This window comes from Anabaena sp. FACHB-1237, from assembly GCF_014696225.1.
Taxonomy (GTDB): domain Bacteria; phylum Cyanobacteriota; class Cyanobacteriia; order Cyanobacteriales; family Nostocaceae; genus FACHB-1237.
In genome coordinates this window covers 55,894-71,334 of sequence record NZ_JACJPV010000021.1, presented here as the reverse complement: position 1 = coordinate 71,334, position 15,441 = coordinate 55,894, and the positions used below count along the sequence as shown (strand labels likewise).

12 protein-coding genes and 1 pseudogene are annotated in these 15,441 nt (G+C 35.7%); 6 read left to right on the top strand and 7 right to left on the bottom strand.

Annotation, left to right across the window (positions count from 1 at the left end; translation table 11 throughout):
- Positions 1-574: pseudogene (locus tag H6F32_RS20315) on the top strand (ATP-binding protein); the annotation flags it as partial.
- 474 nt (positions 575-1,048) lie between these two features.
- Here H6F32_RS20315 and H6F32_RS12245 read toward each other — a convergent pair.
- Complete coding sequence (locus tag H6F32_RS12245) at positions 1,049-2,023, bottom strand: DUF4351 domain-containing protein (protein ID WP_190369613.1); 975 nt, start codon at positions 2,021-2,023, stop codon at positions 1,049-1,051.
- Positions 2,024-2,122: 99 nt separating this feature from the next.
- Entirely contained in the window at positions 2,123-3,355 is a 1,233-nt protein-coding gene (locus H6F32_RS12240; protein ID WP_190369612.1) for a lipopolysaccharide assembly protein LapB, read from the bottom strand.
- Positions 3,356-3,436: 81 nt separating this feature from the next.
- On the opposite strand from H6F32_RS12240, the gene H6F32_RS12235 reads away from it, so the two are divergent.
- A complete protein-coding gene (locus H6F32_RS12235; protein WP_190369611.1) occupies positions 3,437-4,231 on the top strand; it encodes an ATP-binding cassette domain-containing protein in 795 nt (264 codons plus the stop codon).
- Positions 4,232-4,836: 605 nt separating this feature from the next.
- Here the strand turns inward: H6F32_RS12235 and H6F32_RS12230 are convergent.
- Both H6F32_RS12230 and folK read right to left on the bottom strand, forming a co-directional pair.
- On the bottom strand, positions 4,837-5,388 hold the full coding sequence (locus tag H6F32_RS12230; protein ID WP_190369610.1) for an NUDIX hydrolase: 552 nt from the start codon (positions 5,386-5,388) through the stop codon (positions 4,837-4,839).
- Between the two features lie 109 nt (positions 5,389-5,497).
- On the bottom strand, positions 5,498-5,998 hold the full coding sequence (gene folK, locus H6F32_RS12225) for a 2-amino-4-hydroxy-6-hydroxymethyldihydropteridine diphosphokinase (protein ID WP_190369609.1): 501 nt from the start codon (positions 5,996-5,998) through the stop codon (positions 5,498-5,500).
- 271 nt (positions 5,999-6,269) lie between these two features.
- On the opposite strand from folK, the gene H6F32_RS12220 reads away from it, so the two are divergent.
- Positions 6,270-8,648 (top strand): transglycosylase domain-containing protein, encoded by a 2,379-nt coding sequence (locus H6F32_RS12220; RefSeq protein ID WP_190369608.1) that lies wholly within the window; start codon positions 6,270-6,272, stop codon positions 8,646-8,648.
- A 210-nt stretch (positions 8,649-8,858) separates the two neighbouring features.
- On the opposite strand, the gene psb35 is transcribed toward H6F32_RS12220, so the two are convergent.
- Both psb35 and H6F32_RS12210 read right to left on the bottom strand, forming a co-directional pair.
- A complete protein-coding gene (gene psb35 / locus H6F32_RS12215; protein ID WP_190369619.1) occupies positions 8,859-9,053 on the bottom strand; it encodes a photosystem II assembly protein Psb35 in 195 nt (64 codons plus the stop codon).
- 284 nt (positions 9,054-9,337) lie between these two features.
- The gene (locus H6F32_RS12210; RefSeq protein ID WP_190369607.1) at positions 9,338-10,351 is read right to left on the bottom strand and encodes a LysR family transcriptional regulator; all 1,014 of its coding nucleotides are present in this window, start codon (positions 10,349-10,351) and stop codon (positions 9,338-9,340) included.
- A gap of 174 nt (positions 10,352-10,525) precedes the next feature.
- Here H6F32_RS12210 and H6F32_RS12205 point away from each other — a divergent pair, with 174 nt between their 5' ends.
- Together H6F32_RS12205 and H6F32_RS12200 are read left to right on the top strand one after the other, a co-directional pair.
- Complete coding sequence (locus tag H6F32_RS12205) at positions 10,526-11,242, top strand: NnrU family protein (protein WP_190369606.1); 717 nt, start codon at positions 10,526-10,528, stop codon at positions 11,240-11,242.
- Positions 11,243-11,789: 547 nt separating this feature from the next.
- Entirely contained in the window at positions 11,790-12,200 is a 411-nt protein-coding gene (locus H6F32_RS12200; RefSeq protein WP_190369618.1) for a thioredoxin domain-containing protein, read from the top strand.
- A gap of 314 nt (positions 12,201-12,514) precedes the next feature.
- Here H6F32_RS12200 and H6F32_RS12195 read toward each other — a convergent pair whose 3' ends face one another.
- The gene (locus H6F32_RS12195; protein WP_190369617.1) at positions 12,515-13,213 is read right to left on the bottom strand and encodes a rhomboid family intramembrane serine protease; all 699 of its coding nucleotides are present in this window, start codon (positions 13,211-13,213) and stop codon (positions 12,515-12,517) included.
- A gap of 158 nt (positions 13,214-13,371) precedes the next feature.
- On the opposite strand from H6F32_RS12195, the gene H6F32_RS12190 reads away from it, so the two are divergent.
- Positions 13,372-15,441: a serine/threonine-protein kinase gene (locus tag H6F32_RS12190; protein WP_190369605.1), complete on the top strand. Its 2,070-nt coding sequence runs from the start codon at positions 13,372-13,374 to the stop codon at positions 15,439-15,441.

Genomic DNA, 15,441 nt, shown 5'->3' with positions numbered 1-15,441 from the left:
ATTTTCTAACTCCCCTCTCCTCCCAGGAGAGGGGTTAGGGGAGAGGTCAAATTTCATTACAGAATGGGGGAATAATAGTTCCCCTCTCCTCCCAGGAGAGGGGTTGGGGGAGAGGTCAAATTTCATTACAGAATGGGGGAATGATAGTTCCCCTCTCCTGGGAGGAGAGGGGTTAGGGGAGAGGTCAAATTTCATTGATGAAAATGAAGATAATTTCATGTATGTGCAGCAAGTTTTAAAAGCTATGGCTGATGGTTTTTATTCTGTCAATAATTTTGAGCAAATTCCTCCAAATTTAGAAACCTATTATCAACAACATTGGCAAAAGATGCAAGGTGAGGGTTTATCTGATGTTGCAGTAAATATATTGCGGGTTTTAACTGCTGAAGAAACTCCAGCGGTGTCAACGGTAGCTATTAGTCAAATTATCAAAGCTGATGTTTTTGATGTGGCGGAAATTATGGAAACTTGGTTAGAATTTCTGCAAGAAATACACAGAGGTAAAGAAATTCAATATCAATTATATCATCACAGTTTTCAACTTTGGTTAAAAAAAGTAATTGGTAAAAGTTAGAGGCTAAACCTTTTAGCCCACATTGCGCTTAAATTTTGTGAAGACAAGTGAAGACAAGTTATGATAAAATTCAGGACAAAACTCTCTTAATTATGTCTATAATTACAGCCGATTTTTAGTAAATAAAATATAAAATTTCTCTAAAAACTTACCCATGGACGATAAGCTGTTGTGCCTTTAACTTGAATAATTAATACAAGCAAGATGCTTGTGCTACTATAACTTCAGGTTTTTTAATTATACAGTGAGTGCTGCACATTAGCTTACCTATTTTCTGTTAAAGACATAAATCCAGTAATAAAGTCTAAAATAATAAATAAAAACCCTTGAATTTATCAGATTAATTCGTAAGAATATAACCATGTCTAACATCTTGTAGACTCTCTTGGTGACAACTTAATCTTATCCAATGTCCAAAGTCCGCTCACGCGGACTTTATTTATTAATATTCAGAATTTCCTTGTGGTTCTGTAATTAATTTTCAGAAGTTGGTTGAGTTGCTAACCATTGTTCTAAATCACTCACAGAAGAAAAATCTAAAAGTGCTTCACCAAGTAATTCCAACTCCTCAACTTTCAATTTTCTAATTGTCTCAATTAATGAGAATTTAATCTCACCAATTCGCCGATTTAGTTGTCGTATAACTAGCTCTTGCTCTCGTTGTATTCCCCATTGTATCCCTTTTTGTTCACCGCGTTCCATCGCCAGTTCTTCTGTTGGACTAATGAAAGGCATTTTCTTTTCCTCCTCAAAATTCTTGATTTTACTTACTAATCCTTGTTGCAATTCTTTGGTTAAGGTCATCATCTTGTCAATGATTTGAAACAGCTTGAGAATTTTATCTTTTGTTAATCCTCGCTCATAAAGTCCTCTAATTAATCTCCATTTCCATTGCTCCCTTTCTGATATATTACCAGTGGTTGCTTTGGTTTTTAAATGTGCCATTACTATGATCGCAAAAGGATTATCACTTGATTCTAACTCATCCCACCGTGATTCATAATCTAGCAGTTTGACAATAGGAAATTTGAAACTTAATTCGCAATCTAACATGGCTTGATTATAGCTGTTAGGTCGCCAATTTTGATTTTCGTCTCCTAATATCGCTAAACCTACTACAAACTGATGATAAAGATCAAACGCACGGTAATTATAAATGTACATCCGTTTTCCAAAGTACGCATCATAATGACTTTGAACTTCAATATGAATTAAAATCCATATCTGTCGGTTGTCCAATAACCACACTTTATACAGTTTATCCACAATTCGGGTTTCTGTTTCTGATAAACCTGTAATTTGTTGCAGTTCTTTATCTAATGATTCAGGTGTTTTTGTCCAATCAATAGCTGCATATATCGCCGGAAAGAAAAATAATATAAAACTATCAAAATAGTTATTTAATGCCTCTTTCCATGATTCATCATAATTGGCTGTAACTTCTCTCATTTTCTTTTTTTATTCCCCTCCTGATAACTGATTTAATTTTCCTGATTTATGGAATTATGATCAAATTATATCATCTGTAGTTTTTAATTACCTGATTACTTAATTATTATTTAACTTAATTTGATCTATTTTCTGCTGAAAGTAATTTTCCCGATGTTTCAGTTGTTTAGCAATCACCAAACCTTCTGAAAAAGCCTTCATTGCTTGACTATATTTCTCCTGTTCTAAATATAAATTTCCCATTTCTTTATAGGCCATCATTAATCCATAAAAATCATTAGCTAAAGTTACTGTTTCTATCAAAATTTTACTAGTTTCTAAAGCTGCATCTACTTGTTTTTGGGAACTATATAAAGCAATTAATTTTTGTAATCCTTCCCCAGCCCTAGTATATTGTTCTAATTCCCAAGCTGTTTTATAGGCTTGTTGATAATTACTAAATGCCTCTTGTAATAAATTCGGATCTTTTTCTGCTAACTTTTCATAATTGGAGGCGATCGCTAATTTCAAAACCGGAATTTGTGTTAAATTTCCCTCACTTGTATAAACATCTATTAACTGATTTAATATTTCTATTGCCCCTTGTGGTTGTTTTCCCTGATCATAAATATAGGCTAACTCCTGCAAATATTTTAACCTTCTTATTTTATCACCCCTATTAGTTGCCAAATTCAACATCTTTTGATAAACTTTTGCTCCTTCGACATAATCAAACCAACTTAAATGTAACTCCCCCATAGTTTCTAAAATTTCCATTTCCGCCATGACATCTTGCTGTTTTTGTACATTCATTAAAACTTGATCATAAGCCGTTAATGCTAACTGCGGATTACGGATTTTTTGATACGTATTACCTAGCGATCGCCATAATTTTAAATCACTGCTTCTTTCCTTAAAAATCTGTTTTTGGATAGACTGTAATCGCTTGGTAATATACTGTACTTGTTCGCGTTTATTTTCATTTCTCGCAATTTCTCCCACTTTTCCCAACGCCTCCATTTCTGGTAAAATGCCTAAAACACGCCGTAACCTTAACTCCCTATTCCAAACCTCAAAAGCACCTTGGGAATCCCCATTTTGTAAAATTGTTAACGCTTCTTGATGCAACTCATCTAAAGCCAAATTTAACTTTTGTCTTTCTGCCTGCGTTAAATTGTTTAAATCTAGATTTACTAATAAAGGATCTGGTATATTTACTTCCAAAGGATTAGGAGGAAACCTATTCAAATCTTCATCTTTCTTATTTACTGCCCATGTACAAGATATGCCAAAATGCCAGATAATAACACTAGTAACAATATTAGTAAAAATAAAAATTAACCTTAATCCCATAAAGAACATCCTTGTTTAGCATTAATCTGTGAAACTCAACCTAAATCTTAACCATTTATTAACTGATCTTAGGGTCATACCATGAATAAAATCATCCCGGCTATCAGCGTTCAAAACTTCAGTTTTTATTATGATACTCGACAAATCCTCCATGACATATCAATGGATATTCCGCAAAACAAAATTATATCCATAATTGGACCGAGTGGTTGTGGAAAATCAACCTTTTTAAAATCCCTCAACAGGATGACAGACTTAGAGGGTAACGTAAAAGTTGCGGGGAAAATAGAATTTTTCGGACAAAATATCTATGAAAATATCTATGAACGTCGCGTGAACCTTAACCGTTTGCGTCGTCAAATTAGTATCATTTACTCCCAAGCTAACCTATTTCCCATGAGCATCTATGATAACATGGCCTATGGAGTAAAATTAACAGGATGGAGACCTAAAATAGAATTAGATGAAATAATCGAATCAGCCTTAAAATCTGCCGATATTTGGGAAGAAATGAAAAATAAACTCCATAAATCAGCCTTAGAATTATCTTATGGACAACAACAATGTCTTTGTATAGCTCGCGCTTTAGCACTTAAACCACAAGTCATCCTCATAGATGAATTTAGTGCTGGAATGGATCCTATTGCTAGTAATAAAATCGAAGAATTAATTGAATGTTTACGCTCAGAATTGACCATTATCTTTGTTTCTCATAATATTCCACAAGTATCTCGTCTTTCAGACTTTACCGCTATATTTCAATATAATCAGCACAATATTGGCCAATTAAGAGAATTTGGACCAACGAAAACAGTAGTTAATCAATTTATGAGTCATCGTTTACGGGATTATGTGAATTGGGGTATGATGGCATGATATTGATTTCGCGCATCAGCGAAGCGAAACACTTGCGTTAGACGCAAAGTTTCAAATTTTGAATTTCTCAATTTCATACCTGAGTTAAGTAACGCCAAAATTAGCTATTAGCAGTCAGCAGTCAGAAAAATTCTTAATAACATCCTATATTATCTGCGTTGAACTATAAGTTTGGGAATTGCTATATCAGCAACACCGAAAAACCTAGATTTGTGCGGGTAAAGTACATTGCTCATTAGTGTCAACTTAATTTACAGCCCATGTAGAGCGTCTAATGCGTCGTTTTATGGAACATCTCTACTGGGAATGAATTACCAGTCTAATAGCAAAAGTCATCTAGGAATGACTATAGCTGACGGGTGACTAATAACCCAAGTTGCTAGTTACAGCAGTTTGCGTTATTATGAGGTACAGATGTTAATGATAAAACCCTTGTAACACAGGCATCTTGCTGTGTTCATAGTGTACCTCATGTAGATGGAATGTGCTGTATTAATTTTTGGATATTTTGTAGTCTGTAGGGTGCGTCAGACAGAATAATTTAGGTTAAAATTACCAGTTTTAAGATTCTGACGCACCCTACTTTATCTAACTGGCAACTTACCTTAATATTCTAAAAAACGGCGCAGAAGTAAAAAACTAGAAATGGTTTTTGCATCCACATTTTCACCTTCAAAAATTGCCGTTTCTAACTCTTGGGGGGAGAGTATCACAATTTCAATATCCTCATCCTCTTCCTGTTGTGGTGGAGTGGCTAACTTTTCTAAATCTCTGGCCACAAAAGCGTAAATAATTTCATCAGAATAACCAGGAGCAAGGAAAAACTCACCTAATTTATCCCAATTATGAGCGCAATAACCCGTTTCTTCTTGAATTTCCCGCTTAACAGTTTCTAAAGGATCTTCATTGGGTTCAATAGTACCAGCAGGAAATTCTAATAACCTACCCTGAACCGCAAAACGATATTGACGCACCAGTATAAGTTTACCATCAGAGGTAACTGGCACAACCAAGGCACCACCAGGATGACGAACACACTCCCATTCACCCTCGGCCTTATTCGGTAAACGCAAGCGGTTGACTTCAAAATTGAATTTGCGTCCTTTATAAAAAAAGCGTTGCTTAAGCAACTGTGGTAATTCTCTACCTAATGGCATAGTAAACTTCTACTGGCTGTAAACACACAAAATATATACGGGGAGTTTCTGAGTAATCAGATAATTCATAACAGGTTTTTGGGTATTCAGAAGGTGTTAATCACCATGATTAGCCCTGTAACAACTGTACATCAGAAATGTCTACCTCTAATACTAAATCTTTAATTAATTGTTGAGATATGGGATATAACCAATTTCCGGCAATTTCCGCCAGGGGCACTAGGACAAAAGCCCTTTGGTGCATACGGGGATGGGGAATTTGCAGATCGAACTGATTCAGAATTATGTCATCATATAATAACAAATCTAAATCCAAAGTTCGCGGTCCCCAATGTTCTGTACGCACACGCCCAAATTTTTCTTCTATTTTTAATAAGTTTGTTAATAAGTTTACAGGTGATAGTGTGACTTTTAGCACTACACAACTGTTGACATAGTCTGGTTGAGTCGGTCCTATGGCTTTAGTTCTATACCAGCTTGATTGTGATTCAACAACTATTCCAGGTGTGGTAGCTAAAGTTTTTATCGCTGCTTCTAAGGTTTCTACAATGGTTTGGGTATCGCCGATATTACCACCAAGAGCAATAGCAGCGTGGGCGGGTTTGTTCATAAAGGTACGGGATCGGGTGTCGGGTGTCGGGTGTCGGGATCGGGGTGCGAAGCGGGCAACCACAGGGAGATTGCCCCTAATGACTCCTTGATATCCTGATTCCTAAATTTTACAAAAACAACATTTATTACTGTAATAAATTGGTTCTTTATGGGGTATTATACTAAAACTTAGATATTACTCTCAAATCCACTAGGAGTATTTGCTGTTGTTTGTTGATGATGATCAAATACAATGCACCAACTCCACACCTGAAAACTTAACACCGAAAATGCTACTAAAAACTAAAGAGTTACTTAACCAGGTGAATAACCTCTCATCAGAAATGTTGAATAAATTTGCCCGTACCGGTAAGCCTTTTTATCGTCGTCTTTGGTTTTGGTTGGGGTGTGGTGTGGGCGGAGGGATCATTGCGTTCCACTATACAATTGTAGAAATAGATAAGACTTTGCCAGATGAATCTGTTCTTAAAGCAATGGCACGAGAACAAACATTGACTATTAAAGCTGGTGATGGAACAATTATACAACAGCAAGGTGAAGCTACTAGAGAACATCTACTTTTAAAGGAAATACCAGATATTTTACAAAAGGCTTTTATTGCTTCGGAAGACCATCGCTTTATGGAGCATAATGGTATTGATGGTCAAGGTATTTTGAGGGCGGTTGTTAGTAATTTGCGATCGCAAGATTTGGTAGAAGGTGGTAGTACCATTACTCAACAAGTAGCCAGAATTTTATTTCTTAAACAAGAAAAAACTATTTTACGCAAACTCAAGGAAGTCCGTCTCGCCCAAAAAATTGAACAAAAATTAACTAAGGACGAAATTCTCGAACGTTATCTTAATCTCGTTTATTTGGGTTCGGGTGCTTATGGTGTTGCTGATGCAGCTTGGGTATATTTTAGTAAGCCTATTAATCAGTTAACTTTATCAGAAATGGCCACTTTGGCTGGTTTAGCTCCCGCTCCTAATATATACGCTCCCGATAAAAATCCCCAATTGGCTATAGAACGCCGGAATACCGTCCTTAAACGCATGGTTGATGCGGGATTTATCACAGCTAAGGAAGCACAAAAGGCTACAGAAGAAAAATTAAATGTTAAAAGCAGTTTGCCTAAGCGTTTAGAATCTTCATTTCCGTACTTCACTAGCTACATTCAGCAAGAGTTACCCAAATGTGTCAAACCAGAAGTGTTAGCTGCTGGAGGTTTAGTGGTAGAAACTACTTTAAACCCCACTTGGCAAATAGCAGGGGAAAAAGCAGTGGCTAAGGTATTAGAAAACCGAGGTGGTTGGCAAAACTTTACAGAAGCAGCTTTAGTAGCGATAAATCCCCAAAATGGCGAAATTCAAGCAATGGTGGGAGGTAAGGACTTTAGTAAAAATCAATTTAATCGCGTTACTCAGGCTAAAAGACAGCCAGGATCAACATTTAAGGGTTTTGTCTATGCGGCAGCGATCGCCACAGGTAAAAGTCCTAATGATAGCTACACTGATGCACCTTTAGTAGTGGATGGTTACGAACCAAAAAACTCTAATGATAAATTTCTTGGTTCATTAACTATGACAGAGGCTCTCACTAAATCAGTAAATACCATTGCTGTTAAGGTGTTAATAGATACAGGATTTAAGCCAATTATTAAACTAGCCCATGACATGGGTATTCAATCAGAACTAGAGCCTAACTACTCTTTGGCTCTTGGTTCTAATGAAGTTAATCTCTTAGAAATTACTAGTGCCTATGGTACATTCGCTACCCAAGGACTGCACACAGAAGTACATGGTATCCGCCGCATTCTTAACCGTCAAGGGGATGTGATTTGGTCAGCCAAGTATGAACAAAAACGAGTGTTAGATGCTGATAGTGCCGCTATTATGACATGGATGTTAGGCCATGTAGTTACTCAAGGTACAGGAGGAGAAGCCCAATTAAATGATCGTCAAGTAGCGGGTAAAACTGGTACAACTGACGAATCCCGTGATTTATGGTTTATTGGTTATATTCCCCAATTAGTAGCCGGTGTATGGTTAGGTAATGATAATAACCGTCCTACCTACGGTACTAGTAGCAGTGCGGCCTATACTTGGCGCAAATTTATGGAAAAAGCGGTAGAAGGAATGGAAGTGGAAAAATTCCCAGAACGTCCGAAATTAGAAGGTCGCAAGGGTACAATTAAAGCTGAACGGATTAAATCAAATAAAATTGTTAATCAATCTGTATCTGATAGTGATACATCAGATAACAACGATAATAATAATTCTGATACCACACCCAGACGGAGACGGAGACGTAGATACTATCAATCTGAAAATACAGATAGTTCATCATATAATTCATATAATTCATCAGAAAGAAGATCCAGACGCAGACGGCGTTATACTCAAGACAATACTAATACAACATCTTATTCATCTTATTCATCTACTTCATCCAGAAGAAAACGACGCTATAATACGGAGGATTCAAATAGTTATACCAATAACACTAACTCCTTCCGCTCCCGCAGACGCAGAAATTATGACTCTGGAAGTTCTGGTAATTCTGGCAATTCTTCAGCACCAGTTAATAATACCCCATCAGAATCCTCCGCACCTAAACCTTCTTGGAGAGAAAGACTTAAACCAGGTTCTTCTAGTACAGCAGATTAATTAGTTAATTAACTATAAACAGGGTTTGCACCAAAAAGTCTTCTTGTGATGACAGTTAAAAGGTAACAGTTGGTGCAAACCCTAGTAGCGCAGGGCGGAATTCATGCATTCAAAAGTCATGCATTCAAAACCAAGACAGTATAGGCTTTTGCACGATTTAGAATGGTTGGTTTATTTACCCCAAGCTGTACTACTTATCCTAAAGTTGTTTTATGACTCCTTATCAACCTTGGGAATAAAATCAGGACGTTCTTTACTTTCCCAACCTGCGGGACGTTTAGAATTATACCATGCAATTGAACCTATGCTAACAGCAGCAATAAAACCAATTACATAAACTAATGTAAATGCCAGTGGAAAACGATTTCCACTAGTTGCAGTGCTAACATCCAGTAATAAATTCATCATTATATTATCCTCATATTCGGTTACATTTCTTAATATAACCATATTAGGTGACAGCTAGGATAGTTGTCAGAATTTCTATTACAGCAGTTTCCGTTATTATGAGGTACGGATGTTAATGATAAAACCCTTGTAACACAGGTATCTTGCTGTGCTTATCATCTAAATCAGGAAAATAGTTTATTGGACGTTGGCATTTTGGACGAGTGCAGTAAACTTGCATAAATTGTCAGTTGTTAGTTATTAGTTTTGAACTAAAGCTCAACTACGAACTCAAAAAATGTTTATTCTATGTCCGAGGGGCTAGAGGTAGGTATATCTAATGTACTTACAACTAGATTTTGCTCTGACAATTTTAACACTTCTTGATTCCATTCAGGATTAGCAAATAAAGGTAAAATTTCTTTACTAAATGCTTCTGCTGCTTTTGATCTATAACGATTAGGGTTAACAATTAACCACAGTGTCCGTTTAACTACAACTCCTTCAATGGGAATACTATGTAAAACGCCCATTTGTAGTTCCTTAGCTATGGCCGCTGTGGAAACAAAGGCCGCACCTAAACCTGATTGTACAGCATTTTTAATCGCTTCTATGGAATTTAATTCCATTTCAAATTTAAACCTTCTGGTATCAATATCACAACGGGCTAAGACTTGATCAATGACCTTGCGAATTGTAGATTGAGAATCAAGGGCGATAAATTGTAATTTATATAGATCCTCTTTTTGGATGGTATCTAATTTACAGAAGGGATGAGAAACAGGGATAATCAGAGCTAGTTCATCTTCGGCATAGGGGATAGTGTTTAAAGACTCTGCTAGTTCTGAAGGAATTTCCCCACCAATAATAGCCAGATCAACTTGTCCGTTAGCCACACTCCAAGCGGTACGTCGGGTAGAATGAACGTGGAGTTGTACGGCCACATCAGGATATTTTTGCCGAAATAGACCGATCATCTTTGGTAAAAGATACGTTCCTGTTGTTTGTGATGCTCCTACAATTAATGTACCACCTTGAAGATTTTGCAAGTCTTCAATAGCACGACAAGTTTCTTGACAAAGACTCAGGATTTTTTCGCCATAACTCAACAGTAAATAACCTGCTTCTGTGAGTTGTGCGCGACGGCCACCTCTATCAAATAGGGGAACATCTAATTGACGTTCCAGGTTTTGTACTTGTAAACTAACGGCGGGTTGCGATACATAAAGACTATCAGCAGCACGTTTAAAGCTACCTTCTTGGGCGATCGCCTTAAGAATACGTAATTGATCTAAAGTAAAAGGAAGGTCAGACATAAGGTTAAACCGTTAAAAATGTTAAAAAAGAGCTAAACATAACAATTGCCAAGAAGATGGTGATATCACCTGATCATAAAACAGAAGATACAAAACAAAATTACGTTTTATTTTCAACACATTATGGTATTGATTGTACTGAATTAATTTTCTTTATTCATAGTTTAGTTGTGTATGTTGCCTAATCCTTCCATTACTTCGAGTCATTTTGTGATCCTGGGATTATTATTAGTCTTTGCTGTGGTTCATAGTGGCGGTGCTGCTCTCCGTCCTTGGGCAGAAAAATACTTAGGAGCGAGAGTATATCGTATTTTATTCGCATTAGGGAGTTTACCATTAGCAGTATTGTTAATTGTGTACTTTTTTAATCATCGTTATGATGGTTGGCAATTGTGGCAGGTACAAGGTGTACCAGGAGTGGGAATATTAGTATGGATTTTATCAGCAATTTCTTTTTTATTTTTATATCCTGCTACCTTCAATTTACTAGAAATTGCTGCTATTCAAAAGCCCCAAGTCCATCTTTATGAAACCGGTATTATCCGTATTACTCGCCATCCACAAATGGTGGGACAGGTAATATGGTGTATAGCACATACTCTCTGGTTAGGTACAAGTTTCACTTTAGTAACTTCTTTGGGTTTGATATTACATCATTTATTTGCTGTGTGGCATGGCGATCGCCGTTTAAGTAAACGTTATGGAGAGGCATTTACTGCTGTTAAACAACGAACCTCCGTTATACCCTTTCTAGCAATTATTGATGGTCGCCAAAGTTTACAATGGGAAGAATTTTTACGTCCTGCTTATTTCGGGGTTGCCATTTTTATAACGTTATTTTGGTGGCTACATCCCCTATTATTAGTAGCCACTAGCAAAATATTCTGGTAGTTTGCCTTGATCCCTCAAATTCCCCAAAAATAGAAATTTGATCATAATTTGGGCTGATCACTTGCTACCAAAACAATGTAGGATCAATTCCACTAGCTATCAGTAAATATTTTTTGAGTGACATTGAAATTTGTCATTATAGCAGGGAGCAAGAAGGATCAGGGAACAGAATTAAAGGTCTCTTAACGTCTATGTTTTGTCCTCAGTTGTATCTCATTCAAGTACATACCGCTATAATGTCAGTTATTTATATAAGAGAATACAGGGAGCAGGAAATCAGGAATAAACAATAAGTAAAAATTCTCATTTTCCATTTTTTTCTATCTCTCTAACTCTTCTATATCTATTTATAAATAACCAACAAAGACAAATTACAATGTCAATATTTCAAAAAAGCTGTTCCTTACCTCACGTTGGCTTTTTTGTCAACAAGATATTAGGGAGCAGGGAGGAGGGATAAAATTCCTCATTCTGACTTAGTCACTCCTGAATCTCCTGACTCCTACTGGTAGCAAATTTTCATATATCTGACAATGTGGGAGGTGTCATAGTGTTGTTGGTTACTGAACGAACCTTTACTCAAGAAGTTTTAGAATCTCAAGTTCCGGTTTTAGTGGACTTTGAAGCACCCTGGTGTAAATTATGCAAAATCATACATCCGATACTATTGCAATTTCAAGCACAATGTGGTACGGAAATGAAATTAGTCACGATAAATGCTGATCAAAATTTCAAGTTATGTAATACCTATGAACTAAAAACACTACCAACGTTACTTCTAATAGAAAGGGGAACTGTTAAACAACGTTTAGAAGGTTTTCAGGGTAGGAATGATTTGCGTCTAGCCCTAGATGGAATAAAACACAACTATAATATTAAGGATCACAGTTTCCAACCTTTATTTATTAACCGTGGACTTTTAGAGGTGGGAGGAGATAAACAGCATTTAAACAAATAATCTAGGATTGACACTTCATAATATAACTCTATAAACCGATACAAAAAAGCTAACTAATTTTAACAAAAGTTAGCTTTTCTTCCTGATTTGTCCTAGAAGTGTGGGCCTTATCTAGTCCACAGGATAACATGGTTAATCTAACCAACCACACCCTACAAAAGATTTTTGGTGTGACACTTGGGTAAGTCCTAAGTAGGTGGGCAATTGATGAATTAAGCTGTTGTGCCTTTAACTTGAATAATTAATACAGGCAAGATGCTTGTGCTACTGTAACTTCAGGTTTTTTAATCATACAGTGAGTGCTGCACATTAGCTTATCTCCATCTCATTTTCATGAAAGCAGCGCCCGTAACTAAAGCCGCAAATTGTCCCCAGTAGGTTACACTAGACTGATTAACACCACCTGATACATTTAGTCCACCAATTCCGTAAAAAGATTGCTGTATAAACCACCAAAATAGGTAAAGTAAACCAGGAACTTCCATCGGTATATAAACGACTAGTAAAGGAATTACTGAATAAATTTTTGATTTGGGAAACCTGATCAAATAAGCACCTAAAATAGCAGCAATACCAGCATTAGCCCCCACTATTGGTATTGCTAAATTTGGTGCTAACAAAGTAATTACTATGCCGGAAAATACACCAGCAGTCACAAAAAGTATTAAATAAGTTCTATGTCCTAAAACACCTTCTAATGTCCTCCCAAAAACCCATAAAAATAACATATTCCCTAAAATTTGGCTAAAACTACCATGTAAAAATAGAGAAATAGGTAAAGAAAGTAACCGCCAAAAAACCACTATCCAGGCAGCAGTATTATTAAACAAAGCATTATAAATAGCTACATTTGTCTGTGCTGGAATTATTCCCCAATTATTAATTAAATTCCCTAAATTTTCTGTGACACTTAATTGAATTTCCCAGAAAAATATTGCTAAATTTACCCCAATTAACCAATAATTAATAATTGGTTTCTTCCGAGTATGAATATGATCACTAATAGGAATCATTGTTTCCTGAATACATCCGTTACTATGCGGCACAATAGTAATAATTTAACATATAATAGCAATCAGTAATCAGCAATCTATCAGATCCCCGACTTATTTAAGAAGTCGGGGATCTGGGGTAATCTCAATGTATAGATCATATAGAGAAAAATCATCAAATGCTAGGAACCACACTCGTAAATAGATATCAAATTATTAGCTACTTGGGAGGAGGAGGTTTTGGGGAAACTTACGTTGCTAATGATACACAATTACCAGGTATACCTCAGTGCGTAGTCAAAAAACTCAAACCTCAATCTAGTGATACTACTACTTTAGATGTAGCTAGACGTTTATTTGATACAGAAGCACAGGTTTTATATAAACTGGGTACACACGATCGCATTCCTCAACTTTTAGCATATTTTGAAGAAAATGCAGAATTTTATTTAGTACAAGAATTAATAGTTGGTAATAACCTGAGTCAAGAATTAACCCCAGGTAAAATTTTCAGTCAAAATGAAGTTATTTCTCTCATTGAAGAAATATTAGAAATTTTGGCTTTTGTTCATGAACAAAAAGTAATTCATCGTGATGTTAACCCACGCAATATTATCAGAAGAGAAACCGATGATAAATTAATTTTAATTGATTTTGGTGCAGTTAAAGAAATTACCAGTCAATTAATAAATTCTCCAGGAATAACTAAAGCTACAATTGCTATTGGTACTCCTGGTTATATTCCCAGTGAACAAGCACAAGGTACACCAAAATATAGCAGTGATATCTACGCTTTAGGAATTATTGCTATTCAAGCATTAACTGGTCTATCTCCTCAGCAATTAGAAAAAGATGGGGATACTAATGAGATCATTTGGGAAAATTTCGCTAATGTAAGTCCAGAATTTGCTGAGTTTTTAAATAAGATGATTTGTTATGATTTTCGTCAACGTTATGCTTCTGCTAATATAGCTTTACAAGAATTAAATAAACATAAATCTCAGACAATTATTATTTCTCCCATAGCACATAAACCCGTTAATAATAGTCAGCAAAAACAACCTAAAAAAAATATATTACCTAAGTTATTTTTGGCAATGTTTTTATTATTTATTGGTAGTATTGGTGGTTTTTTTGTACTAAAATATATTAATGAACATAATGCTGTAGCTTTATATAAACAAGGTAATACACTTTTACAATTACAACGTTATGAAGAGGCTTTATCAGCTTATAAAAAAGCGGTAGAACTTAATCCTCAAGATGTTGCTAGTTTATATGGTCAAGGAAAAGTATTATTTCAATTAAAGCAATATGAAAAAGCCTTAAAAATCTATGATCAAACAATTCAAATGCAACCAGATTATTTAGATGCTTGGAAAAATCGCGGTTTTGCTTTGATTAATTTACAGCGTTATTCTGAAGCATTAGCTAGTTTTGATAAAGCCTTACAATTGCAAAATGATGATCCGGAAATTTGGCAAGGTAAAGGTGATGTATTTCAAAAATTAAATCAATATAATAATGCTGTAAAATCCTACGAAAAAGCCATAGAATTACAACCAGATAATCCAAAATTATGGTATAATCAGGGTTATTCTTATCAATTAATGAAACAATATGAGGTAGGAGTTACTGCTTATAGAAAAGCTGTAGAATTAAAACCAGATTATGATGGGGCTTGGTATAATTTAGGTAATTGTTTAGTGAATTTAAACCGTTATCAAGAAGCGGTGGAAGCCTATCAAGAAACGGTGAAATATAATCCTAAAAATCAAGCGGCCTGGTTGTCCAGAAGTAATGTATTAATGACATTAAAAAGGTATCCTGAAGCGATAGATTCTTGGAATGAAGTTATTAAATCTAACCCTAAACAATATCAAGCATTGTATAATCGAGGTTGGGCATTACATCAAGTAAAAAGATATACTGAGGCTATGGAATCTTATCGCCAAGCCCTCAATCTACAAAAAAATGATTATTTGTTATGGTATAATTTGGGAAACACACAATATCAATTACAACAATATCCACAAGCGATCGCCTCCTATGATCAAGCAGTACGTTATAAAATCAATCATTACGAAAGTTGGTATAGTAGGGGTAATGCTCTAGTACTTTTGGGGAAATATTCACAAGCGATCGCATCTTACGAAAAAGCGATAAAATATAAACCAGATTATCAAGAGGCTATCAACGCCCGTAACAAAATCCAAACTCAAAACCAAATCTTACCAAATATACAATAA

What these genes read in the sequence shown, in the direction of transcription:
- H6F32_RS12245 (WP_190369613.1), bottom strand. Translation starts at nt 2,023, where the DNA reads ATGAGAGAAGTTACAGCCAATTATGATGAATCATGGAAAGAGGCATTA.
- H6F32_RS12240 (WP_190369612.1), bottom strand. Translation starts at nt 3,355, where the DNA reads ATGGGATTAAGGTTAATTTTTATTTTTACTAATATTGTTACTAGTGTT.
- H6F32_RS12235 (WP_190369611.1), top strand. Translation starts at nt 3,437, where the DNA reads ATGAATAAAATCATCCCGGCTATCAGCGTTCAAAACTTCAGTTTTTAT.
- H6F32_RS12230 (WP_190369610.1), bottom strand. Translation starts at nt 5,388, where the DNA reads ATGCCATTAGGTAGAGAATTACCACAGTTGCTTAAGCAACGCTTTTTT.
- folK (WP_190369609.1), bottom strand. Translation starts at nt 5,998, where the DNA reads ATGAACAAACCCGCCCACGCTGCTATTGCTCTTGGTGGTAATATCGGC.
- H6F32_RS12220 (WP_190369608.1), top strand. Translation starts at nt 6,270, where the DNA reads ATGCTACTAAAAACTAAAGAGTTACTTAACCAGGTGAATAACCTCTCA.
- psb35 (WP_190369619.1), bottom strand. Translation starts at nt 9,053, where the DNA reads ATGAATTTATTACTGGATGTTAGCACTGCAACTAGTGGAAATCGTTTT.
- H6F32_RS12210 (WP_190369607.1), bottom strand. Translation starts at nt 10,351, where the DNA reads ATGTCTGACCTTCCTTTTACTTTAGATCAATTACGTATTCTTAAGGCG.
- H6F32_RS12205 (WP_190369606.1), top strand. Translation starts at nt 10,526, where the DNA reads ATGTTGCCTAATCCTTCCATTACTTCGAGTCATTTTGTGATCCTGGGA.
- H6F32_RS12195 (WP_190369617.1), bottom strand. Translation starts at nt 13,213, where the DNA reads ATGATTCCTATTAGTGATCATATTCATACTCGGAAGAAACCAATTATT.
- H6F32_RS12190 (WP_190369605.1), top strand. Translation starts at nt 13,372, where the DNA reads ATGCTAGGAACCACACTCGTAAATAGATATCAAATTATTAGCTACTTG.